The sequence below is a fragment of the uncultured Gordonia sp. genome (assembly GCF_937858515.1).
GTDB lineage: Bacteria > Actinomycetota > Actinomycetes > Mycobacteriales > Mycobacteriaceae > Gordonia.
In genome coordinates, this window is record NZ_CALLZT010000092.1 from 1 (window position 1) to 23,104 (window position 23,104).

The following is a 23,104-nucleotide window of genomic DNA, read 5'->3' on the forward strand; positions in this document are numbered from 1 at the left end:
GCAGGAGCGCGATGGCGTTCTCGCTGAACTGGTTGATGTCCTTGGCGTTCATGGTGACCAGCACCGGCTGCAGACCGTTGAACAGGCGCGTGATGTCGAACGAGGGCACCGTCCGATCGGTCGGGACGTGGCTGACCCGCCGGCCGTCCTGCTCACCCGGCCGGACATCCACGTACCGGACACCGGTCAGGTTCTGGTACTTGATGGCCAGCGTCGTGGTGTCGGTGATGGTGTGGTCGCTGTCGAGCGTGAACTCCACATGCGCCAGCGGCTTGGACTTGTCGGCCCCTTGCGTGAGTTCCACGCTGGTGACCTTGCCGACCCGCTTACCCCGGAAGCGCACGTCGCCGTTCGGGTGCAGACCCGACGCGTCGGTGAAATCGGCACTGTAGCTATGGGTTTTCACGTCGACCGGGTTACGCATCGCATTGATCACCAGGATGAACAGCAACACGGTGAGCACGCCGACGACGGCGACCTTGGAACCGGTCTTGAGGTTTTGTACTCGTGGTGAGGACATGTCAGTTACCCCTTCCCGATAGTCCGGTGGTCTTCTGCTGGGCCTTCTTCTGGGCGGGGGCCGTCTTCTTCTTGTTGCCGGCGGCGTAGTTCCTGCCGGGCAGCAGTCCCACGCTCGCCAGTGTCTGGGACAGCGAGGGCATCGAATCGAGTACCAGCCTCAACTGCAGCGCCTGCTCTCCGGGAGGGCCGGCGAACGTGCTCTGCAACTTGTTCACCGCGATGGTGAGTTTGGACATCGTCTTCGGTCCGCCGAGAAGTCGCGGGCCCTCGTCGACGAATACCTTGATCGAGTTGACGAACGGGGTGAGTTCGGTGCTGTGCGAGCCGAGCAATTTGCCGGCCGCACCGAACAGTCCGTCGGCGGCCACGGTCAGCGAATCGTTCATCAGTTTGTGGTAGGCCTCGTCGACACCGCGGGAGCCGTCCGGCATGCGGTTGAAGACACTGTTGGTGAGTGCGTCCAGACCGCGCAGGGTCTCCTTGTTGGCCTCCGGGAACACATCTGTGATGTCGTTCATCTTGGCCAGCAGGGTGCTCGGCAGCTGCTTCTGTGTGCGAGCGACGTTGTCGCTGATGACGATCATGGTCTCGATCAGCGGGGCGAGCCCGGTCGCGTACTGGGTGACCTTGTCGAGGGTGGCGATCATCTCGCGGGACAGGGTTCCGTCCACCACGGTCGAACCGTGTTCGATCATCGTCGACATCGTGAAGTCGGGTACGTCCGCCCGCGACAGCGTCTGTCCCGCCCGCAGCGGCGATCCACCGGGTTTGGCGATCAGGTTGACCGCGGTGATGCCGAAGTAGTTGGCCGGACGGTAGTCGATGTCGACGGCGTCGGTCAGACTCTTGATCGCCTCGTCGGACAGCACGATCTTGAGTTTCACCGTGTCCGGAGCGGTGGCGTCGACGCTCTTGACGACGCCGACCTCGGCCCCACGCAGGAGCACCTTGCTCTTGGTCTTCACGCCGGGACCCAGCGCCGGCACGACGAGCTGCAATTCATTGCCCGACGGAGCAGTGATCCGCGGATACAGCACGGCGGTGGCCACGATCGAGATCACAACGATCGCCGCGGCGATCAGACCGGCGACGGTCAGCGCCCGGTTCTGTGTGGTACCGGAACCGCGGATGAAGTCTTGATTGGTGAGCTTTGCCACGTCATCCCCTGAATGGAAGGGGCGGGTTGAGGCCCCAGATAAGCACGGTCATAAGGAAATTGAGCAGAACGATGGCGACGAGGCTGGCCCTGATAGCCCTGCCGGAGGCCGCTCCCACGCCCGCCGGTCCACCGCTGGCGAAATAGCCGTAGTAGCAGTGGATCAGGGTGACGATGGAGCAGAAGATCAACGTCTTGGCTATCGAGGCGAGCAGGTCCTGCCATGTGACGAATTGCGCGAAGTAGTGATCGTAGGTACCGGCGGGCTGATCGTGGAACGTTTTCACGATGATGCCGCCGGTGATGAAGCTGATCACCAGGGCCAGAACGTAACTCGGCAGCACCACGAGCATGCCGCCGACGAGCCGCGTACCGACGACGAACGGGATGGCGCGCAGGCCCATCACCTCGGTGGCGTCGATCTCCTCCGAGATCCGCATCGCGCCGATCTCGGCGGTCATCCGGCAGCCGGCCTGGGCTGCGAATCCGATGCCCGTGATGATCGGGGCGACGACGCGGATGTTGCCGAACGAGCTGATGATTCCGGTCAGTGCGCCGAAGCCGAGCAGGTCGAACGCCATGAACGCCATGATCGCGACCACTGCGCCGACCGCGATGCCCAGGAAGAACATCAGGCTGACCACACCACCGTCGACGATGATCGAGCCACTGCCCCAGGCCATGTCGTTCATGGTTTTGAGGGTCTGTTTGCGGTAGTGCCGGATGGTGGTGGGCAGCAGGGTGAACGTCTTCCAGACGAACATCCCGATCTGACCGATCTCGGCGAACATTGCCGAGATCTTGCCGGAGATCGCCCGCCCGGCGCGGATGAGGTGACCGCCGGCCGGGGCGATCCTCCCCGCGGGAACGGTTGTCGGTGAGTACGGTTCAGCAGAACCTGGTTCAGGTGCCATCGTTTATGCCAATCGGGCTGGGAAGAACATGGTCTGGAGCTGGCTGACCGCGAGGTTGGTCATGAAGATGCAGAACACACTGAGCACGACCGACGCGTTCACCGCGTTGGCCACGCCCTTGGGGCCACCTTTGGCCTCAAGGCCCCGCAGGCTGGCGATGACCACGACGATGAAGGCGAACAGGACCGCTTTCACCACCGAGAAGATCAGGTCCACCGGCGTGGCGAATGCGCCGAAGGACTGCCAGAAGCTCGCCGGCACAACGTTGTTCACGTTCGCCGAGATGGCCAGACCCGCACCGACACCCGAGGCGATGATCATCACGCACAGCGTGGGGGCGATGAGGATCATCGCGAGAAAGCGGGGAACGATCAGCCGCTGAACGGGGTTGACGCCCATCACCCGCATCGCGTCGATCTCCTCGCGGATCGACCGGGCGCCGAGGTCGGAGGCGATGGCCGATGCGGCGGCGCCACTCATCAGCAGCCCGGCAGCCATCGGCGCGCCCTGGCTGACCACACCCAGACCGCTGGCAGCGCCGGCGAGCGAGTTGGCGCCCACCTGGTCCATCACGCCGCCCACCTGCACCGATACCTCGGCACCGATCGGCACCGCCATCAGCAAGGCCGGCAGGGCGGTGACCTTGAACATCCGCCACGTCTGGTCGATGACCTCACCGCCGGCGAGCCGGAGCGAGATGCTGTCGGTGACCGAGTACCTGATCATCTCGCCCGCCAGATGCGCGGAGCGACCGATCGTGGAAATGCTCTGTGACACGCGGCCGTAGAAGCCGGAAAAGAACCGGCCGATCAACCCGAACAAGCCGCTGAGCCAGTTACCTGAACCGGCCCGCGACTCGAGCGCGACAACGCTCATTGCTTCCTCCCTGAAGTCATACAGCGATCACCCGGAGATGCCCCGCAGGTCCACGCGGCGTCCCCTGATCACGCATGCAGCTTCCGTCCGATGTCCGACACATCGACGTGGTCTGGTCCCGATCCCGTGGCCACTGTGAGCCGAACCACATCTATTGGGGTTAGATTAATCTACATGAGACGATTTTTGTCAAGTGTCAGCAGATTGATCCGACACGAACCGGACCAGCACGCCCGAAAGTCACCCCCCACACCCCGAACGTGATGTACATCACTCTAAAACGGACGTCGATCGCTCCGCGTGTACAGTCCCTTTAAACAGCTAAATCTTTCAACTAAATGTCAGCAGAATCCGGACCGCCCCCACGACCTGGGGTCCGCGTCGAAACAACATAGGAGTACACAGCAGTGCAGACGTGGGCCGAGATCACCGACGACTTCCAGCGGAACTGGCCGATCTATGTGGCGATGCCGTTCGTCGCGGCGCTGATCGGGTGGAGCACCAAGCTCGTGGCCATCCGCATGATGTTTCGCCCATACGAATTCAAAGGCATCGGCGCACTCGGGTGGCAGGGCATCATTCCCAGGCGCGCACCCCAGATGGTGGACATCCTCTGCGACACCCTGACCCCGCGCCTGATCAACACCAGAGAGATCGCCGAACGCATCGACCCGGCCGAACTCGCGGCCCGGATCGACCGCCCGCTTCGGGTGGAGGTCTCCCGGATCACCCGCAAGGTGCTGGCCGAGTACCAGCCCACGCTGTGGAATCTTCTGCCCTCGCCGGCCAAGGACTTCCTGATCGAGCGGGTACAGCGCTCGGCGCCCGATGCCGCCGTACTGATGTTCGACGGGATCGTGGACCGCGTCGACGAGGTCTTCGACCTGAAGACGATGGCGACCAACGAGTTCCTGAACGATCCGACGACGCTGGAGTCGATGTTCAAGGAGGTCGGGCACAGGGAGTTCGCATTCATCAGGCGCAGCGGCTTCGTCTTCGGCTTCTTCATCGGCCTCGTGCAGGTCGCCGTCTGGGCGCTGACCCACAACCCATGGGTCATGCCGCTGTTCGGCCTGTTCACCGGATGGTTCACCGACTGGGCCGCCCTCCGGCTCATCTTCTACCCGCGCGAACCGAAGAAGTACCTGGGATTCATCAAGTGGCAGGGCCTGTTCCAGCAGCACCGTATCGTGGTGGCCCAGGACTACGGTTCGCTGATCGGAACCAAGGTCCTGACCCCCGACAGGCTGATTCGCAGCCTGTGCACGGGTCCGGACACCGCGCAGGCCGAGCAGGTGCTCGCCGAGGTACTCGAGGCCACCCTGCGCGAAGAACTCGGCGATCTGAATCGCTACGTCGATATCCAGCTGCGAGATCTCCCGTTGTTCAAGGAGATCGATTTCGGCAGCGTTCAGGTCGCGGGGATATCCGCCGGCCGGCTGTTCGACGGGTTCCTGGACATCCTCAGCGGCCCGACCAAGGGCGTCGCCCGCGTGGGTCTGGATCTGACCCAGATCGAGCCGATGTGTGCGGCATTCGCCTCCGAGGCGCTCGCCGTGTTGCCGGACCTGCTGCTCGGTTCGGCCGAGGACTACCTGGCCGAGACGCTCGACATCGAGGCGACCATGTCGGAGAAGATGGCTGCGATGACCCCCGAGGAGTTCGAAGGGGTCCTGCGCCCGGTCTTCCGTGCCGACGAGAAGACGCTGATCATGGTCGGCGCACTGCTCGGCTTCCTGGTCGGCGAGGTGCAGGTCTTCATCGTCGAGCACCTCACGCACTGACGTCGGTGCCGCACAACAGCTCCGGACATAGCAGTGATCCAGATCATAGAATCAGCGATTGACTCTCATTACGCGCAGTGTAATAATTTATGCAGTGCAGAAATCAACATGACTCAGCACACTTCCCCCTCACACGATTGGAGAACTCCCATGGGAGCTCGTCGCAAGAACACCCTCACCACCTTCCTCAGCGACGTCATCGACGACAGCAAGGCCCTCGTCGACGACCTGATCGACCGCGCCCAGGACCTGGAGACCAAGACCCGCGACGCCGCCACCTCGGCCCTGAGCGACGAGAGCTCCGACGCCCCGAGCGCCGACGAAGTGGCCACCCTGCGCCTGGCGCTGGTCGAGCTGACCGCCAAGGTCGACCAGCTCGCCGCCGTGAAGGCCGGCGCTGCCAAGTAGCATCGGTCGCGCCCGCCTGACGCGGGCACCACACACACAAAGGCTGCCGCACCGACAGTGCGCCGGGTATCACCCGGACACCGTCGACGCGGCAGCCTTTATGTATTGGCCGTTACGCAGCAGATGGCCCGGATGCGAGAGCATCCGGGCGCAGACTGACTATTCTCCTGGCTCGTCCGGCTCGTCCTCGTCAGGAATCTGCGAATCAACCAGTTTCGCAACGACTTTGGTCAGCTGAGCGATCTGGTCGCGCAGCTCCCGGATCTCCTCCTGCTGCGCCGGATCGGGTTCGGGTGCCGGTTCGGGTGCCCGGCGCACGCGTGGCCGCCCCGGGAGCTTGGCCTCTTCGGGCAGGTTGCTGATGGTGGTCAAACCGTCGACAAGACTCTGCGCCACGTCGGCCGGCGCCCGGAGCAGCTCCGAGAACAGGCTCGACGACTCGGGTTTGGTCTGCACCTTGCGGCGCACCAGCTGAACCAGTACCTCGTCGGTCCGGTCGACACCGGTGTCATGATCAACGACCTGCACGTCGACACCGGACTCGACCAGTGCCGCCAGGTCGTCGATCGTGGTGAACTTGCGGCGTTCGGTGTCGTACAGCTTTCGGTTCGAGTATTTCTTGATCAACCGTCGCTTACTCGCAGGCATGGCACCCGGCTCCCTTCCGCGCTGAACTTCCCGTCGCGGCACCGATGCCGACACCGCCCCGACCAGTATTATGCACTGCGTCAGAATGGGCAACAGCGAAGGTCCCCCGGCCGGTAGAGGACGAAACCGGCGGACCGGGCGAACATCCGCGGCAGTGGCGGGTCGGGGAACTCGACATACCGCGAGCCTTGCACCGCGCCAGCCGGGCTGTTCGCTCGCGAACACCGCGTAGTCCGAACACCACAAGGGCCGTCGACTCCCGGGAATCGACGGCCCTTGTGGTTCAGGCGATGAGCGTGTTCAGGCGATATTGCGTGCGGACATCGCCGAGGATCGCAGCAGACCCGGTAACACGAAGTTGCGCAACATCTCCCGATGCGCCGGGTCGTCCGGATTATCCAGATCGAGCCGGCCGACGAGAATGAATTGCACCAGCGCGATCCACTCCGACATCTTGTCGATATCGACATCGGAACGAATCTCGCCGCCGACCATCGCACGTTCGAGGACCGGGCCCCACATTTCCGCGGTCAGCCGCGCCGCGAGACCCGAACTGCCCACCAGAGGTTCGGCCATCTGCATGTGCTCGGGGCTGACCAGGATCCGGATCAGCGGATCACGACGGCCCCGGTCGACCAGGAAGATCAGGCCTTCGACCAGTTGATCGGCGAAAGTCGGCTGGTCGAACAGAAATTCGCGGGCCTTGGCGAACAGCAACCGCGATCGGCGTTCGATGATCGCCGAGATCAGGGTGTCCCGGTCACCGAAATAGCGGTAGACGGTCGGCCGAGATACCCCGGCCTGGCGGCCGATATCGTCCATCGTCGTCTTGGCGACGCCGAAGCGGGTGAATACGGCTTCGGCGGCAACCATGATCTGCTCACGTGCCTCGTCGAGGTCCCCACTGAGCACATTGCCGGTTTTTCTGCGTGCCACCGACTCCACCTTTCCACCACTGATACCACCGACAACAACGTTACATGAGACACATCATGTCCGCTGTAGTGCTTTGGTCCCGATGTCGGCCAACTCACTGTACTGCCGACAACGCGACGGAGGTACTCACACGGTTGTCGACACCGTGTGAGTACCTCCGCCGAAATCTTCCTGCCGGACCTGACCGGGCCCAGTGCGTGTCCTAGCGAACCTTGTCGAAGCGGGTGTCCACGTCCTTGTACTCGTCACGGATCACGGTCTTGGCGAGCTTGCCGCTGGGCAGCCGGGGCAGCGGATCCTGCCGGATCACCACGTAGCGGGGCACTTTGAAGTCGGCCAGCACCTTCTCGCAATGCTCGATCACCGCCTTCTCATCGACATCCGGCGACGCGGTGACGATCGCCGCAGGCGTCTCACCGAACCGGTCGTCGTGCGCCGCGATCACAGCGACCTCCTGGACACCGTCGATCGCGCCGATCGCGATCTCCAGCTCCACCGGCGAGATGTTGATGCCGCCGGAGATGATGAGGTCCTTGAGCCGGTCGACGAACTGCACCCGGCCGTCCTCGTCGGCACGCCCGAGGTCACCGCTGTGCAGCCACCCGTCGCGTAGCGCGACGGCAGTGGTCTCCGGATCGTTCCAATAGCCGGGAGTCACGCCCGGACCGCGTACCACCAGCTCGCCTTCCTCGCCCGCTTCCGCAGGCTCACCGGCGGCGTTGAACACCTTGACCTCGGTGAAGATCGATCCGGTACCGCACCGATCCGGGAACTCGAAGGCCTCCTCCCTGATCGTCGCGGTCGCCACCCCGCCGGCCTCGGTCATGCCGTAGATCTGGCGCAGCAGCACACCCTTGTCGGCCCAGCGCTTGAGCAGCGGGACCGGCACCGCGGCACCGCCGACGATCGCGGTCTTGAGCGAGGACAGTTCGGCGTCGGCGAACTCCGGCGCCCGCGAGATCGCCTCGAAGATCAGCGGCACACCGAAGATCGCCTCCACCGAATGCTCTTCGAGGAGCTTGACCGCATTGGACGGGTTCAGCTCCGGCTCGATGACCAGCGTGCCGCCGAGCACCGTCGTGATGAGCAGCCCGTAGACCAGTCCCGGGGTGAACGCCAGCGGCAACACCAGCAGCGTGGTGGTGCCGGGCCGGAAACCTTCTTCGGTGAGGGTGTTCTCCAGCACGATCGACAACAGCGTCCGGTTGGTGAGCACCACACCCTTCGACAGGCCCGTCGAACCACTGGTGAACAGTACCGATGTGGGTTCGTCGGGGGCCACATCGACACGGAAATCATCGGCCGGCCCCTCACGGACCGCGTCGAGTTCGGAGTAGGTGACGACGGTGAACGGGTCACCGATCGCCACGGTGTCCTCGGCGAGTTGCTCGAATCCGGGTGCCACGAGGACCACACCGATCCCGGCGTCGTCGGCGATCTTGCGCAATTCGGCCGGCTTGTAGCGGCTGTTCAGCGGGACCAGCACACCACCGGACTTGAGCGCGGCGAGCGCAGCGACCGGCCAGGTCAGCGAATTGGGCCCGAGCAACCCCACCCGGTCCCCCTCCGAAACACCCTTCTGCCCGACGAGCAGACGTGCGATCCTGCTGCTCCAGTCACGGACCTGCCGGTAATTCAGGGACTCCCCACTGAAAACCAGCGCGGTGCGATCGGGTGCTGTTCGGGCCCACCAATCGAGGGCCTTGCCGATGGTTGCGGTCATCTTCTTATTTCTCCTGTTGGGTCAGGGACTTGACGGTGTGACGGAATTCGCGGCCCGGCCGGCGGCAGCGTTCGCCCTGCCGGCGGCTACGAGTTTTTTTGTCTCGCGGCGGAACAGTTGATTGGCGGTCTCGTTGCGGCCCAGCATCATGTCGCCGGCGTCGGCGCTGACCAGCCCGCGCTGGGCGTCGCGCAGCAACGGGAAGTCCTCCTGATGCAGGACGGCGAGCAGGATCTCCCAGTTCTTGTTCCAGATGTGATCCCACTTCTCTTGCGGCCAGCCACTGGCCTCGACGGTGGGCACGAACAGCCGCTGCTCCATCCGCGACTTCATCGGATCGAGCGGATGTGGACGGAAGGTCAGCAACTGAAAATGATCCGGCTGGCGCAGCAGCGTGCTGTTGGGACCGATGAAATGGGTCTCGGTGACGTACTTGTCGAGCGGGATGTCGCCGGGATCCTCTTCGAGGAAACGGTCGATCGATTTGCGCGGGGCGATGAATCGGCAATGCCGACCGAAATCCTCGAAGGCCATCACATTGGTGTGGATGATCTTGCCCGCGGTATTCGGATGCGCGTACTGGATGTGATAACCGTCCAGGAAGGCATCCTGCATGATCTTCCAGTTGGTCGGCTCATCGAATCCGGCCGCCTTGTAGCAGACGAGATCCTCCAGGTGATACGACGCGAGCATCGGATCGATGTCCGGTCCGAGCCATGCGGCGACGTCGATATCGGCCTTGGCGTTGTCAACGACCCAGATGAATCCGTGCCGTTCCTCGGTGGGGATCTCGATCAGGCCGTGTTCGCTGCGGTCGACCTCACCGAAGGTGTTGTCGCGGGTGATCGCCCGCAGCGAGCCGTCCGGATCGTAGGACCAGCGGTGATAGCCGCACGAGAAGATGCGGCAACGGCCCTTCTCGCGGTCCTCGAGCATCGCGCCGCGGTGTCGGCACAGATTGACGAACGAGCGCACACCGCCGTCCTTCTGCCGCACGATGAGCAGATTGTTGCGCGGCATCTGGATGGTCATGAAGTCGTGCGCGCGGGGCAATTCGGAACTGTGCGCCACGATCGACGGCACCTGTCCGAAGATGTAGTCCCGTTCTTCCTTGGCCAGCACCGGATCGGTGTATTCGCCGGCCTCGAGCGGGATGATCTCATCGAACTTGTCGGTCGTCTTGTCGCGCAGCAGTTCCAGAGCCCGCCTGATGCGGTCCTGCCGTGGCAGCGATGTGGTCATCGAATCCTCCGGTCATCGATTCCGAGTCCTCATAAACCTATCGTAATAAGGTTTAATGAGCAATGACTGCTGGTCAGGACTCCGGGGTGAACCGGATCGGCATGCGTGCACAGCCCCGCACCTGACTGGAGTGATACGTCGGCGGATCCTCGGCCACCAGATCAAAGTCCGGAATGCGGCGCAGCAGTTCCTCCAGCGCGATGTTCATCTCGATACGCGCCAGATGCATTCCCAGACACTGATGCGGACCTCCGCCGAATGCCAGATGCCGGTTGTGCTTGCGCAGGACATCGAGCCGAGTCGGATCCTCGAACTGCCTGCCGTCACGGTTGGCCGCGCCCAGGACCACCACCAGCTGATCGCCCTCGGGGATGGTCATACCGCCCAGCTGGACCTCGCGAGTGGTGCTCCTGCCCGCGATGATCGCGGAATCGATCCGCAGGATCTCCTCGACGGCGGTCGGCAGCACCTCTCCCGGGTCGTCGATGATCAGCTTGCGCTGCTCCGGATTCTCCACCAGATGCTTCACCGCCCATGCGAGTGAACCCTGCACGGTATGCAGCCCCGCCACCAGGAGCAGGAAGCACATGCGGTTGAGTTCCTCGTCGGTCAGCAGACGCTTTCCGTCGGGCAGAGCAACCTCGGTGTGCACGATGGTCGAGGTGACATCCTGGCCCGGATTGGCGCGGCGGTCTTCGATGATCTTCTGGAAGTAGCCGAACATCTGGAACCCGGCCATCGCCCGGGCCTGCAGCGACTCCTCTTCCGTCCCGCCGGGTTTACCGAACAGGACGATGTCGGTGGCCTCGGTGAACAGCGGCGCGTCCTCCACCGGCCAGTCCATCAGAGCCAGGAACACCCGGGCGGGAAGCTCGTGCGCGAACTCCGCGACGAACTCCGCCTCACCCTTCTTCGCGAATCCGTCGATGAGCTCGTTGACGGTTTCGCGGACCATCTCCCGCAGTTCGCTCATCCGCTTGGGCGTGAACAACGGGGCCAGCGCCCGCCGGTAGGCGGTGTGCTCCGGCGGATCGAGTTCGATCGGGATGAACTTACCGAAGGCCTCGTTGGTCACCAGATTGTTCGGATAGCTGGAGTAGGTCGCCGGATCGCGCAGTACCTGTGTGATCTCTTCGTATCCGAGGACGATCCAGTGCCCGCCATGGGCGGTGGAATAGACCACCGGGTTGATGGCGGCGAGGTCGGCGACCAGGTCGTTGAACCGGTCGACCGGTGCCGCGATCGTCGGATCGTAGAAATCGAGATCTACGGTCACATCCGCACGCGTGCGTTCGATAGTCGTCATGGGTGTTCCTGACTTGTTGGGCTGAACTGACCGGGGAAGGGCTGCCCCCGGGGATTCAGGCGTTGGGGTTGGGCTGGTCGAGGTCCTCGGGGAACCAGATTCCGACACGTCCGAGGGTGCCGCCGTCGGCCGAGTTGACCACCGAGCCGGACATGTACGCCGAGTCGTCCGGGGGCAGGAAGAGGGGGGTCTTGGCATTGGCGAGGAGGTTCGGCGGGCGGTTGAGCTTGAGCGGGATGGGCGAGTGGAAGGGCTCCCACGGGCCGGCGATCTGCTCGTAGGACTGGCCCACCACTGGCGACCCGGCCGGCATCAGGAAGTTGGGCGACATACCGTGCGTCGGGGCGATCCCGTTGACACGAATGCCGAAGGGACCCAGGTCCAGTGCCAGGCCGCGGACGAGTCCGTTCACGCCGGCCTTGGTGGCGCTGTAGAACGAGATGTCGTGGTAGGCCAGGAACGACGCGGCCGACGAGGTGGCGATGATGGTGCCGCCTCCGTTGGCCTTGAGGTGGGGCACCGCGGCCTGTGCGGTGTAGATGACGCCGGTCAGGTTGACGCCGAGCACGTCGTTCCAGTCCTGTTCGGTCAGGTCCTCGAACAGGACCTGCTCGCCGCCCATGACGGACGGCACGCCGCCGCGGGAGATGACACCCGCGTTGGCCCAGGCGACATCGAGCTTGCCGAAGTGTTCGGCGGTCTGGTCGGCGGCTGCGGTGATCTGGTCCTTCTTCGAGACGTCGGCGGTGATCGCGAGCGCGTCGCCGCCGTTCTCCTGGACGAGTTTGACGGTCTGCTCGGCACGGTCGCCGTCGATGTCAACGACGGCGATCTTGGCGCCCTCCGACGAGAAGAGCTGTGATGCTTCACGTCCCAGCCCGGATCCGGCGCCGGTGATGAGAACGACCTTGCCGTCAAGCCTGTTGGTCATTTGCTGACTGCTCCTTGGATTCTCGCGTACCGGCCGGCCATTTCAGGCCGAATCACCTTGGGGTGCAACAAAAGCCGGGGTACTACGCAAAACGGATGTTACTGAGTGTGACGATCGCCACCTTCGGTATCCACGGTATTGCGTTTTACATGAGACGTCAAGCGATATTTGTCAGCAGTAGTTTTCACGAATCGGCGAAAACACCTCTGGCCGTGACGGTTTGATACCGCCACGGCCGATGAGGTGAGCCCAGGTCAGCTCGCGGGCGCCGGGAAATGCACCGTCTTGGTCTCGAAGAATTCCTCCAGGCCCTCGGGACCGCCCTCGCGACCCAGGCCCGACTGCTTGTATCCGCCGAACGGCAGGGTGAAGTCGATGACGGAGGTGTTCACATTCACCGTTCCCGTCCGGATACGTTGCGCCACTTCGAATCCGTGCTCGAGATCGGTGGTGAAGACGGCACCGGACAGTCCGTAGATCGAGTCGTTGGCGATCGCGACGGCCTCGTCCTCGTCCTCGTAGGTGATGATCGAGATGACCGGACCAAAGATCTCCTCCTGGGCGACCGACATGTCGTTGCGCACGTTGTCGATAATGGTCGGCTGCACGAAGAAGCCCTGATCGCCGACCCGGCCACCGCCGTAAACCACCTGTGCACCTTCGGCTTTGGCGGCCTCGATGTAGCCCTCGACGCGTTCGCGCTGCCGCGCGGAGGTGAGCGGGCCGAGGAAGTTGGTCTGCTCCCAAGGGTTTCCGATCGGGATCTGACTCAGCGCCGCCTGATAGCCGGCCACCACCTCGTCATGCCTGTTGCGCGACACCAACACTCGGGTGAGAGCGATACACGCCTGGCCGGACTGCATGCAGCCGCCCATCGGGGCGTTGGCCAGCACGGTGTTCAGGTCTGCGTCGTCGAGGATGATGGCGGCGGACTTGCCGCCGAGTTCCAGCGACACCTTGGCCACCCGGTCGGCGGCGAGGCTCATGATGCGCCGGCCGGCGACGGTGCTGCCAGTGAAGGTGACGTGGTCGACGTCGGGGTTGGTGACCAGGGTCTCGGATACCTCCCGGTCGGCCACCAGGACGCTGACCACCCCCTCCGGAATCCGTCCCGCTGCAACGAGATCACCGATCACGTCGGCGAACACCGACGGCGACAGCGGCGCCTCGGGCGAGGTCTTGAGCACCACCGAGTTGCCCGCGGCCAGCGCCGGGATCACCTTGAAGGCGATCGTGCCGATCGGACCGTTCCACGGAATGATGACGGCGACAACACCATTGGGTTCCTTGACGATGCGGGAGACACCGCCGTCGGTGCGCGGCCGCTCCTCGATGAGGGTGACGTTCCGGGCCTCTTCCGCCACGGCCCGGAACAGTCCGATGGTCATCTGCTGGGTCATCGCGCTGACGGGCACGGGCACGCCCACCTCGACGATGCCGAGCGTGGTCAGATCCTCGAGCCGGGCTTCGAGTCCGTCGGCGATGGCGTCGATGACGTCGGCGCGCTCGGCGATCGGCGTGCGCACCCAGTCACCCTTGTTGACCGACTCCCGCGCCGCCGCGACCGCCCGCGCGACATCGTCGGCCGTCGCGGACCGCACACGCGCCGCGGTGCGTTCGGACCACGAGTCGACGACGTCGATCCACTCGTCACCCGTCGAGTCCACCCACTGCCCACCGATGAACACCTGCTCACGGTCGGCGATGCCCGCCAACGGGTCGGCGGTTTCCACAGTCGTCATATACGCACTCCTCGTGTCTGTCGTTCACGCTTGGCGTTCGCCACCCGCGCCGGCTGTGTGCCGACATCGCGGGCGCCATGTGAACCGGGTCACAGACAAGCCTAGTAAACCGAAAGTCATTAGGTCAACACCTGACACGGATCGTCTTTTGTATCGTCGCGCGGAGGCCGTTCGGACCAGCGGCACCAAGGACACTCCGGGCCCTCTGACTCCGACTCCTGTCCTGGCGATCGACCAGGTTGGGGTCGGCGACGCAATGATCGTGATTGCCGAGGTCGAGGAGCTTCCAGCCGCGGAGAAGCCGTGCTTCGTCACTGCTCAAGGCAAGGAGCGGGGCGCGTACATACGTCTGGCGGACGGCGATCATCGGCTCGACACGTACTCGGTGTTTCAGCTATCAGTGCTCACTGTGCCGAGCGAGGCGGACCGAGAACCGGTCACAGAGGCAACGATCGCGGACCTCGATACGACCCTCATCGAACGAACCATCACCCGACTGCGAACCAATCGGCCCCGGTCGCTGGACGGAACGTCTTCAGATAAACAGGTACTTGAACGCATCGGGGTGATCGACCGGGCATCAGGCTCGCCGACGCTCGGCGGGCTTCTCGCGCTGGGTTCGTTCCCGCAGCAGTTCTTTCCGCAGTTGATGATCAGTTTCGCTTCCTACCCTGGTGGGTCCAAAGACGTGGTGGTCGGAGACGAGCGAATGCTCGACCGCGCAGTCCTCGAGGGCTCGATTCCTGACATGATTGATGACGCCGTGGCTGTCGTCGTGCGTAACCTGCGGGTGCGCAGGGTCTCTCACGGCGCGGGAGCACGCAACGTCCCCGAGATTCCCATCGATGCAATCCGTGAGGCTATTGCCAATTCCGTCATGCACCGCGACTACAGCCCGATGGCTCGCGGGGATCAGGTTCGGATCGAGTTGTATCCTGACCGCCTTGAAGTTCACAGTCCGGGCGGATTATGGGGTGGGCAGAGCATCGATTCGATCTATTCCGGACAGTCACGCTCGCGAAATCCCATTCTCGCTCGACTGCTCACCGACGTTCCGTTCACCGGTCGCGACGAGACCGTAGGCGAGAACGCGGGATCCGGAATACCCCGAATGCTCGGCCAGATGACTCAGAATGGGCTTCCCGCACCACGTTTCAGTTCAGTACCGGCCGAGTTCGTCACTGTTCTCGACCGATTCGGTCTCCTGAATCCCGAAACCCGGGACTGGCTGGATTCCCTCGGGCATCGCATTCGAACACCAATAGGAGACAGCGCGCTGGCGCTGATCCACCACCTCGGTTCCGTGACCGTCGACGAACTGCGTCGGCAACTGGCGATCGACACCACAGATGCGCAGAGCGCGCTCGACGAACTCGCGAGTTCGAACCTGGTAACGAATGAATACGGAGCGTATCGCCTCGTAGCGACCACCGACCGACCGAACCTGTCAGCTGTGGAGCGTGCCATCATCGAGGCACTCACCAGCGAGGCGACCATGACCGTGCAAGATCTGTCCGACACGGTGCAACGATCGCCCGGCACGCTACGGCCGATCCTGCGCAAGTTGATAGCCCGCGGTTTGGTCGTGGCAACAGCACCGGTGACCAGCCGCAAACGTGCATACCGACTCCCCGGCACCTGAGATGCTGAAGGGTCTGCCCACCCGCTCGGAGAATGTCCCCCGACATTGTGGTTGACCTCGAGTGCGCTCCAAGTCCTACCGTGGCGTCATGTCCACTGAGGACGCACTGTCCATCGCCGAGGTGTCGGCCCGCACCGGGCTGACCCGCAGGACGTATCCGAGCGAACGCGAACGGCGTTGACGAAATCGGCCTCGTTGTTCCGCCGGCGGCACTAGAGTCCGGAAGAAATGAACGGTCATCGGAATCTGTCTCAACGCGCCCGGCGGCGGATCGGCGTCGTCGTCACCATCGCCGCGACACTCGTCGCGAGCGTCGGTCTTGCGGCTCCCGCCAACGCCGGCAATCACTACTTCATGGACTTCGGCAACACCGCGGTCAAGCAGGCCGACTGCGGGCCCGGGTCGTCACCGGAGACCGGACTGTCCGGCGATGTGCCCGCGGCCGACCGCGATTCAGGACGCAGCGAACGCGGCTACAACTGCAATATGACCCTGCTGGGCAAGGTGCAGGGCGCCGGCGGCGGCATCGTCTCGGCCAACTACGACCACTGCTCCTACACAGGCAGCATGATCAGCACCGCCATCACCAAGAAGAACACCGGTGTGCAGGTTGTCGACGTCAAGGATCCGCGCAACCCACGGATCGTCGGGAAGCTCACCGCACCCGGCATGCTCGGCGGCACCTGGGAGACCCTCAAGGTCAACAAGAAGCGCAAGCTGCTCGCCGGCACCGCGGTACCGCTGCTGTGGGGCGGTGGCTTCTTCGCCGTCTACGACATCTCCGACTGCGCGCATCCCAAGCTCCTCAACACCGGCCCCGGCACCACCACACCGCTTCCGTTCACCTCGCACGAGGGCGGGTTCTCCCCCGACGGAAAGACGTACTGGGCGTCGGGCCTGTTCCCCGGGCACCTGTCGGCGATCGATATCAGCGACCCGCGCCGGCCGAAAGTGATCTGGCAGGGGCTGCATTCTTTCGTCGGACACGGATTCGGCATCTCCCCCGACGGTAACCGCATGTACCTGTCCAACATGGCCGGGATCACCGTCCTCGACACCTCGGCCGTGCAGCGCCGCGATCCGTACCCGCAGGTGCCGCACATCGCCGCATACCACTGGCCCGACGGGCAGATCAACCAGCACACCATTCCCGTCTTCTACGACGGCCACGCCTACGCCATCACCATCGACGAGGCCGGCTCGGGCGGGGTGAAGATCTTCGACGTCGAGCAGGTCAACAAGCCGAAACTCGCCGCCCAGATCAAACTCGAGATCAACCTGCCGGCCAACCTCGACGCCAACCTGCGCTCGTCGATGGGCGGTTCGATCTTCAGCTACAACGCCCACTACTGCTCGGCCGACCGCATCGAGAACCCGACGGCGCTGGCCTGCGGCTGGGAATCGTCGGGTATCCGCGTCTTCGACATCGCCGACCTGAAGAAGATCACCGAGATCGGCTATCTCAACCCGCCGACCTACCGCAGCACCAATCCGTTCGGCCTGCCCAACTCGCCGCATGCGCTCGGCTCGATCATCGGTGTGCCCGCGATCGAGTTCATGAGCCTGGGCATGCAGACGATCAACGGCAAGGTACGCCTGCACGAGGCGATCGGCCCACGGACCGGGATGATCGCGCTCGGTGACCGGTCCACGGACTGGTGCATGTCCCCGCCGGAGTTCCGCGGCAACCAGATCTGGGCCACCTGCTCGGACACCGGATTCCTGGCCATGGAACTGAGCAAACGCGTGTACACGCCACCTGCGAACCAGGACACCACGCTGGGGAACTCCGCGCCGTGATGATGCGGAACCGGAGATGATCCGGAACCGGGGATGAGGCGGTTCCCCAGGACTGTCGTCCTCGCGGTCGGCGCGCTGGGTGTCGCGATCCTGCTGCTGTCCGTCGGGATGGTCGCGGGCGCGGCCTGGCAGTCCCGTGACGACGACAGGGCCCCCGTGATGACCACCGTCGACGTCGGTTTCGCCCAGGACATGTCCGTGCACCACGATCAGGCGATCCTGTTGTCGACGACGGTCGCCGGACGCCCCGGCGTCGGGCCCGAGATCTCGGGGCTCGCGAACCGGATCATCACGGCGCAGACCGCCGAGAACGCCACCCTGCGCGGCTGGCTCACCTGGTTCGGCAAGCCGCTCACCTCCGGGAACCCGATGGGCTGGATGGCGGCCACACACGACGACGCCGCCACGGCTTCCGGGCACGGTCGCGGTCACGGCGCCACCGCGCAGACCACCACCTCATCTGCGCCGCGTTCGTCGGGATCGGGACCGGCGATGGCCGGCATGGCCAGTACCGACGACATCTCCAAGCTCGCCGGTCTCACCGGTCGCGACGCCGAGGTGTGGTTTCTGCAATTGATGATCCGGCACCACCGGGGCGGACTGCTGATGGCGAAGGCCGCGTACAACAGCGACGACGTCTCGGACATCGTCAAACGGACGGCCTACGAGATGATGACCGACCAGGGCGAGGAGATCTCATTGATGACGATGCTGCTGACGGCTCGCGGTGCCCAGGCTCTGCCTGCCTGATGTGATTGCTCTGCCTGACTGATGTCATTGCTCTGCCTGCCTGATGTCATTGCTCTGCCTGACTGATGTGATTGCCCCGCCTGCATCCCGGTGTAGCCCGTGCGGTTGAACGCCACAATCGGGGCTCACGGGGCGGGCGAAGCACGCCCCCGGCGTAAGTGCGGGTAGCCTTGCCCACGATCAGCACAATCGGCCGCTCGAGTTCAATGCACGGCCGAGGCGAGACGGAGGCCCCCATCACCATGGAGGAACGCACGTCCATGCGGGCGAAGACCGGCGTGGATACGACCACACAGCCCCAGGACCCCGCATCGGCGACGCCGGTACCCGACCCGGTGTCGACGGGCCCGGACGGTGGCCCCGTCGTCGCCAAGCCGAAGCGGAATGGTCATCTCTATCAGATCGACCTCGTCCGGCTGGTCACGTTCGCCGCGGTCATCTTCGACCACGTCATCCTCGGCCTCATGTCGGCCACCGCCGTAGTCGCCGGCGGCGTCGGCCTCCTGTGCCGCTACACGCGGTATTCGTTCTTCGCGCTCACCGGCTTCGTGCAGACCTACCAGTACCGCGACCGCGAACTGAAACCGGTCGACTACTGGCGGCGCCGCTACAAGCTGATCGGTCTGCCGTTCCTGGTGTGGAGCCTGTTCTACTGGGGCTACACGCGCTACCGGCGCGGCGGCATCGACGCGCTCACCGACATCTTCAACAGTTGGCACAGCATCGGTATCGCCCTCAAGAGCATCGCCTACGACCTGATCACCGGTCACGCGTTCTACCACATGTACTTCATGTCGGTGAGCATGCAGATCTACCTGGTGTTCCCGGCAGTCCTATGGGTGCTCAAACGCACCTGGGGATACCACCGCTACCTGCTCGCGATCAGCTTCGCCTTCCACGCCTGGCTGATCTGGCGGATGATGCTGCCACCGCTGGAGTTCTTCGCGTCCGGACTGCCCGGCACATTGTGGAGCCATCTCACGATCACCCTGCTGCCATACCAGTTCTTCATACTCTCCGGCGCCGTCGCGGCCATGCACCTGGAGGCGTTCCAGGCGTTCATGATCCGCTGGCGTCTCCAGCTCATCTCCGGCGCTCTCGTCGTCGTCGGGTGCACACTGTGGTGGTACACCGCCGCTTACCACGGTGGCCTCGGCAATGTCATGAACGGTCCCGCGTTCGACCGTATGTTCCGCGCCACCAACGTGTTCTCCATCTACAACGTCGCCGCGTTCATCTCGATCATCGTGATCCTGTACTGCCTGGGCACCGTTTGGCAGGAACGCCGGTCCAAGGGTTCACTGGCCGACAAGTTCATGGCGAAGGCCGCCGACCGGTCCTACGGCATCTACCTGGCGCATGCGCTCGCCCTGGCCGAGTTGATGAACTTCCTGCGTAAGCATCCCGACGGCCCGCTGTGGCCCAAGATCTTCCTGACCTACATCGTGACCTGCACGCTGACCGTGTTCGTCGTCGAAGTGCTGCGCCGCAGCCCGATCAGCCTCATCACCACCGGCCGCAGCACCATCGACTGGCGTGAGCAGAACGAGGTGCGCAGTGCGGCCGTTGCGGTCGGCGCGATCGCAGTCGGCCTGGTCCTGCGCTACGGCTTCGAGATGGTGGTCGGCCAGCTGATCACGAGTACCGGTCTACTGCTGCTCATCTCCGCCGGGGTCGTCGCTTACAAGCGACGCCGCGCGGCCGTCGAAGAGGGCGCGATCGTTTAGGGCGTGTCTCCCCTATCCACTGTCTGACAACGCACCGGGCCGGTCTCGATAAGACGAGACCGGCCCGGTGCGTTTCTGGTGCCAGGAAGGATCAGGCGCCGGTACGGCTGCCGGCTTGCTGGGCGCGGCTCGGCCGGAGTGTGTCGATGACCAGATCAGCCACACCCGTCTTACCGGCTTCCGACGGGTGATAGGGCACGGGCGGGGTGAAGCCGGTCACCCACGGCGTCGGGGAGCACACCGTGTGCTGAGCGCCCGCGCGCGACGCCTCCACAAGGGTGACCCCGGTGGTCTGCGCGGCACGAGCGGTGGCCTCGGCCAGCCCGTTGAAGATGCGGACGGTCTGGGCCACCTGCTCGGGCTGCAACGGCAACCGCGCACACGACGGTTTACCGGCCTCGACGACCGGCGGATAGTCCACCAGCAGGATCTTGGCATGGGGCGCGCGCAGCCGGACCGCGTCGATCACCGCCACCATCGATCGCTCCACCTCCAGGTACGCCGACCTGCCCGGCTCGGGGAACGGGTCCCGACCGACCCGGCAACTGCGGATCGGCGAGTGCTTGAGGAAGTCCGGCAGCACGTTTCCGCAGCCATCGAGGATGAGCCTGCTCACGTAGTCGATGTCGTTGCCGCCGGTGGTGATGGTGATGACGTCGGCGTCCGAGGGCACTTCGTCGATCTGCGGCCGGCCACCGAACGCCCGCTGCGGCACATCGAGGATGTTGCGCGTCGTGGCGCCCGAGCAGGTGGCGTCGATGAGCTTCATCCCGAGCGTCTCGGCGACCTGATTGGGGTAGTTGTTCTTGGTTCGCAGACATGGCCCGATCACGAGCCTGCGCGGCCCGGGACCGGCCGCATACGAACTGCCCAGCGCCACGTATACGCGCGCGGACTCCTGTGAGTTGGATGCCGCCTTGACCTCGGGTGTGCTCTTCTCCACGATTACCACACCCGTGGTGACGACAGCTGCGGTCGCGAGGGCAGTCGCGGCGACCACGGTGGCGCGGATCTGGTCACGGAACGGACGTAGCACCGTCAGAGTTTCGAATAGCTGAGCTCTCACCTTGTGAGCTACCTCCTTCCACAACGGTGACGCCACCGTTGTCACGGTGGCGTCACGGGCGTTGCGATCTATTATGCCTTGCCGAGCTGTCAGCTCGCTTCGTCGGCGGCCTTGGTCAGTTCGACGGGCGCGTCCGGCAGGGCGCGCGGCTTGTCCGATCCGGCGAAGGTGAACTTCGCGTTCTCGCCGTCGCCCTCGCCGTCCCAGTTCTCGACGTCGACCAGCACGATCTGACCTGCGGTCAGTTCGCCGAAGAGGATCTTCTCCGACAGCTGGTCCTCGATCTCGCGCTGGATGGTCCGGCGCAGCGGCCGGGCGCCGAGCACCGGGTCGAAACCACGCTTGGCCAGCAGCGACTTCGCCTTGTCGGTGAGTTCGAGGGCCATGTCCTTGTTCTTCATCTGGGTCTCGACCCGGCCGATCATCAGGTCGACCATCTGGATGATCTCGTCCTGCGTCAGCTGATGGAAGACGATGACGTCGTCGATACGGTTGAGGAACTCGGGCCGGAAGTGCTTCTTGAGCTCGTCGTTGACCTTGAGCTTCATCCGCTCGTAGTTCGACTTGGAGTCGTCGGACTTGGTGAAGCCCAGGCCGACGGCCTTCGAGATGTCGCTGGTACCCAGGTTCGATGTGAAAATGAGCACAGTGTTCTTGAAGTCGACCGTGCGACCCTGACCGTCGGTGAGGCGGCCGTCCTCGAGGACCTGCAGCAGCGTGTTGTAGATCTCCGAGTGCGCCTTCTCGATCTCGTCGAACAGGACCACCGAGAACGGCTTGCGGCGCACCTTCTCGGTGAGCTGGCCGCCCTCCTCGTAGCCGACGTAGCCGGGAGGGGCACCGAACAGGCGCGATGCGGTGAACCGGTCGTGGAACTCGCCCATGTCGATCTGGATGAGCGCGTCGTCGTCGCCGAACAGGAAGTTGGCCAGCGCCTTGGACAGCTCGGTCTTTCCGACACCGGACGGGCCGGCGAAGATGAACGAGCCCGACGGCCGCTTCGGATCCTTCAGACCCGCGCGGGTGCGGCGGATGGCCTTGGAGACGGCCTTGACGGCGTCCTCCTGGCCGATGATCCGCCGGTGCAGCTCGTCCTCCATACGCAGCAGCCGGGTGGTCTCCTCCTCGGTGAGCTTGAACACCGGGATGCCGGTCCAGTTGCCCAGGACCTCGGCGATCTGCTCGTCGTCGACCTCGGCCACGACGTCCATATCGCCACTGCGCCACTGCTTTTCACGCTCAGCACGCTCGGCGACGAGGGTCTTCTCCTTGTCGCGCAGGCTCGCGGCCTTCTCGAAGTCCTGGGCGTCGATCGCCGATTCCTTCTCCTTGCGAGCATCGGCGATCCGCTCATCGAACTCGCGCAGGTCCGGCGGCGCGGTCATCCGGCGGATGCGCATGCGGGCGCCGGCCTCGTCGATGAGGTCGATCGCCTTGTCCGGCAGGAAGCGGTCGTTGATGTAGCGGTCGGCCAGGGTGGCCGCGGCCACGAGCGCGCCGTCGGTAATGGAGACGCGGTGGTGCGCCTCGTAGCGGTCGCGCAGACCTTTGAGGATCTCGATGGTGTGCTCGACGGACGGCTCGCCCACCTGCACGGGCTGGAAGCGGCGTTCGAGGGCGGCGTCCTTCTCGATGTACTTGCGGTACTCGTCGAGGGTGGTGGCGCCGATGGTCTGCAGCTCACCGCGGGCCAGCTTCGGCTTGAGGATGCTGGCAGCGTCGATGGCGCCTTCGGCGGCGCCCGCGCCGACGAGGGTGTGCAGTTCGTCGATGAACAGGATGATGTCGCCGCGGGTGTTGATCTCCTTGAGCACCTTCTTGAGGCGTTCCTCGAAGTCACCGCGGTAGCGGCTGCCGGCGACCAGCGAACCGAGGTCGAGGGTGTAGAGCTGCTTGTCCTTGAGGGTCTCGGGCACCTTGCCGTTGACGAT

The 23,104-nt window shown here is 64.3% G+C and carries 19 protein-coding genes; 6 read left to right on the top strand and 13 right to left on the bottom strand.

The features are described from left to right. From Q0627_RS08430 to Q0627_RS08445, 4 genes are all read right to left on the bottom strand, one after another. A partial coding sequence (locus Q0627_RS08430; RefSeq protein WP_298809002.1) for an MlaD family protein occupies nucleotides 1–520 on the bottom strand: 520 nt, incomplete at its 3' end. A 1-nt stretch (nucleotide 521) separates the two neighbouring features. Then, a complete protein-coding gene (locus Q0627_RS08435) occupies nucleotides 522–1,679 on the bottom strand; it encodes a mammalian cell entry protein (RefSeq protein WP_291020422.1) in 1,158 nt (385 codons plus the stop codon). A gap of 1 nt (nucleotide 1,680) precedes the next feature. Then, the gene (locus tag Q0627_RS08440) at nucleotides 1,681–2,469 is read right to left on the bottom strand and encodes an ABC transporter permease (RefSeq protein ID WP_298809031.1); all 789 of its coding nucleotides are present in this window, start codon (nucleotides 2,467–2,469) and stop codon (nucleotides 1,681–1,683) included. A 126-nt stretch (nucleotides 2,470–2,595) separates the two neighbouring features. Next, nucleotides 2,596–3,318 carry an ABC transporter permease gene (locus Q0627_RS08445; protein WP_291012040.1) on the bottom strand — a complete coding sequence of 241 codons (723 nt, stop codon included), beginning with the start codon at nucleotides 3,316–3,318 and terminating at the stop codon, nucleotides 2,596–2,598. A gap of 557 nt (nucleotides 3,319–3,875) precedes the next feature. Here Q0627_RS08445 and Q0627_RS08450 point away from each other — a divergent pair. Together Q0627_RS08450 and Q0627_RS08455 are read left to right on the top strand one after the other, a co-directional pair. Continuing rightward, nucleotides 3,876–5,252 (top strand): DUF445 domain-containing protein, encoded by a 1,377-nt coding sequence (locus Q0627_RS08450; RefSeq protein WP_298809009.1) that lies wholly within the window; start codon nucleotides 3,876–3,878, stop codon nucleotides 5,250–5,252. A 150-nt stretch (nucleotides 5,253–5,402) separates the two neighbouring features. Then, entirely contained in the window at nucleotides 5,403–5,660 is a 258-nt protein-coding gene (locus tag Q0627_RS08455; protein ID WP_291012020.1) for a hypothetical protein, read from the top strand. A 159-nt stretch (nucleotides 5,661–5,819) separates the two neighbouring features. Here the strand turns inward: Q0627_RS08455 and Q0627_RS08460 are convergent, their stop codons facing one another. The 7 genes from Q0627_RS08460 to Q0627_RS08490 all read right to left on the bottom strand — a co-directional run bounded on the left by Q0627_RS08460 (nucleotide 5,820) and on the right by Q0627_RS08490 (nucleotide 14,188). Further along, nucleotides 5,820–6,308, bottom strand: a complete 489-nt coding sequence (locus tag Q0627_RS08460; protein ID WP_291012022.1) for a polyhydroxyalkanoate synthesis regulator DNA-binding domain-containing protein — start codon at nucleotides 6,306–6,308, stop codon at nucleotides 5,820–5,822. Nucleotides 6,309–6,608: 300 nt separating this feature from the next. After that, nucleotides 6,609–7,244, bottom strand: coding sequence for a TetR/AcrR family transcriptional regulator (locus Q0627_RS08465; RefSeq protein WP_291012024.1), 636 nt, complete (start codon nucleotides 7,242–7,244; stop codon nucleotides 6,609–6,611). 202 nt (nucleotides 7,245–7,446) lie between these two features. Beyond that, a complete protein-coding gene (locus Q0627_RS08470) occupies nucleotides 7,447–8,967 on the bottom strand; it encodes a class I adenylate-forming enzyme family protein (protein WP_291012026.1) in 1,521 nt (506 codons plus the stop codon). 21 nt (nucleotides 8,968–8,988) lie between these two features. Further along, a complete protein-coding gene (locus Q0627_RS08475) occupies nucleotides 8,989–10,209 on the bottom strand; it encodes an aromatic ring-hydroxylating dioxygenase subunit alpha (RefSeq protein WP_291012028.1) in 1,221 nt (406 codons plus the stop codon). Nucleotides 10,210–10,282: 73 nt separating this feature from the next. Continuing rightward, on the bottom strand, nucleotides 10,283–11,515 hold the full coding sequence (locus Q0627_RS08480) for a cytochrome P450 (protein ID WP_291012030.1): 1,233 nt from the start codon (nucleotides 11,513–11,515) through the stop codon (nucleotides 10,283–10,285). A gap of 55 nt (nucleotides 11,516–11,570) precedes the next feature. Next, nucleotides 11,571–12,446: an SDR family NAD(P)-dependent oxidoreductase gene (locus tag Q0627_RS08485; RefSeq protein ID WP_298809020.1), complete on the bottom strand. Its 876-nt coding sequence runs from the start codon at nucleotides 12,444–12,446 to the stop codon at nucleotides 11,571–11,573. 254 nt (nucleotides 12,447–12,700) lie between these two features. Beyond that, nucleotides 12,701–14,188, bottom strand: a complete 1,488-nt coding sequence (locus Q0627_RS08490) for an aldehyde dehydrogenase (RefSeq protein WP_298809023.1) — start codon at nucleotides 14,186–14,188, stop codon at nucleotides 12,701–12,703. Nucleotides 14,189–14,444: 256 nt separating this feature from the next. Between Q0627_RS08490 and Q0627_RS08495 the strand changes: the two genes are divergently transcribed. From Q0627_RS08495 to Q0627_RS08510, 4 genes are all read left to right on the top strand, one after another. Continuing rightward, nucleotides 14,445–15,830, top strand: a complete 1,386-nt coding sequence (locus tag Q0627_RS08495) for an ATP-binding protein (protein WP_291012036.1) — start codon at nucleotides 14,445–14,447, stop codon at nucleotides 15,828–15,830. Nucleotides 15,831–16,058: 228 nt separating this feature from the next. After that, a complete protein-coding gene (locus Q0627_RS08500; RefSeq protein WP_291016445.1) occupies nucleotides 16,059–17,630 on the top strand; it encodes a hypothetical protein in 1,572 nt (523 codons plus the stop codon). A 33-nt stretch (nucleotides 17,631–17,663) separates the two neighbouring features. Continuing rightward, nucleotides 17,664–18,380, top strand: coding sequence for a DUF305 domain-containing protein (locus Q0627_RS08505; protein ID WP_291016443.1), 717 nt, complete (start codon nucleotides 17,664–17,666; stop codon nucleotides 18,378–18,380). A 260-nt stretch (nucleotides 18,381–18,640) separates the two neighbouring features. Beyond that, nucleotides 18,641–20,107 carry an acyltransferase gene (locus Q0627_RS08510; RefSeq protein WP_291016440.1) on the top strand — a complete coding sequence of 489 codons (1,467 nt, stop codon included), beginning with the start codon at nucleotides 18,641–18,643 and terminating at the stop codon, nucleotides 20,105–20,107. Between the two features lie 91 nt (nucleotides 20,108–20,198). Here Q0627_RS08510 and Q0627_RS08515 read toward each other — a convergent pair whose 3' ends face one another. Next, the gene (locus Q0627_RS08515; protein WP_291016437.1) at nucleotides 20,199–21,173 is read right to left on the bottom strand and encodes an SGNH/GDSL hydrolase family protein; all 975 of its coding nucleotides are present in this window, start codon (nucleotides 21,171–21,173) and stop codon (nucleotides 20,199–20,201) included. Nucleotides 21,174–21,262: 89 nt separating this feature from the next. Then, the coding region (locus Q0627_RS08520; RefSeq protein ID WP_298809028.1) for an ATP-dependent Clp protease ATP-binding subunit at nucleotides 21,263–23,104 on the bottom strand (1,842 nt) is incomplete at its 5' end.

Coding starts and splice junctions, on each gene's coding strand:
- Q0627_RS08440 (WP_298809031.1), bottom strand. CDS start 2,469: ATGTTCGCCGAGATCGGTCAGATCGGGATGTTCGTCTGGAAGACGTTC.
- Q0627_RS08445 (WP_291012040.1), bottom strand. CDS start 3,318: ATGATCAGGTACTCGGTCACCGACAGCATCTCGCTCCGGCTCGCCGGC.
- Q0627_RS08455 (WP_291012020.1), top strand. CDS start 5,403: ATGGGAGCTCGTCGCAAGAACACCCTCACCACCTTCCTCAGCGACGTC.
- Q0627_RS08460 (WP_291012022.1), bottom strand. CDS start 6,308: ATGCCTGCGAGTAAGCGACGGTTGATCAAGAAATACTCGAACCGAAAG.
- Q0627_RS08470 (WP_291012026.1), bottom strand. CDS start 8,967: ATGACCGCAACCATCGGCAAGGCCCTCGATTGGTGGGCCCGAACAGCA.
- Q0627_RS08475 (WP_291012028.1), bottom strand. CDS start 10,209: ATGACCACATCGCTGCCACGGCAGGACCGCATCAGGCGGGCTCTGGAA.
- Q0627_RS08480 (WP_291012030.1), bottom strand. CDS start 11,515: ATGACGACTATCGAACGCACGCGTGCGGATGTGACCGTAGATCTCGAT.
- Q0627_RS08485 (WP_298809020.1), bottom strand. CDS start 12,446: ATGACCAACAGGCTTGACGGCAAGGTCGTTCTCATCACCGGCGCCGGA.
- Q0627_RS08490 (WP_298809023.1), bottom strand. CDS start 14,188: ATGACGACTGTGGAAACCGCCGACCCGTTGGCGGGCATCGCCGACCGT.
- Q0627_RS08495 (WP_291012036.1), top strand. CDS start 14,445: ATGATCGTGATTGCCGAGGTCGAGGAGCTTCCAGCCGCGGAGAAGCCG.
- Q0627_RS08500 (WP_291016445.1), top strand. CDS start 16,059: ATGAACGGTCATCGGAATCTGTCTCAACGCGCCCGGCGGCGGATCGGC.
- Q0627_RS08505 (WP_291016443.1), top strand. CDS start 17,664: ATGAGGCGGTTCCCCAGGACTGTCGTCCTCGCGGTCGGCGCGCTGGGT.
- Q0627_RS08510 (WP_291016440.1), top strand. CDS start 18,641: ATGCGGGCGAAGACCGGCGTGGATACGACCACACAGCCCCAGGACCCC.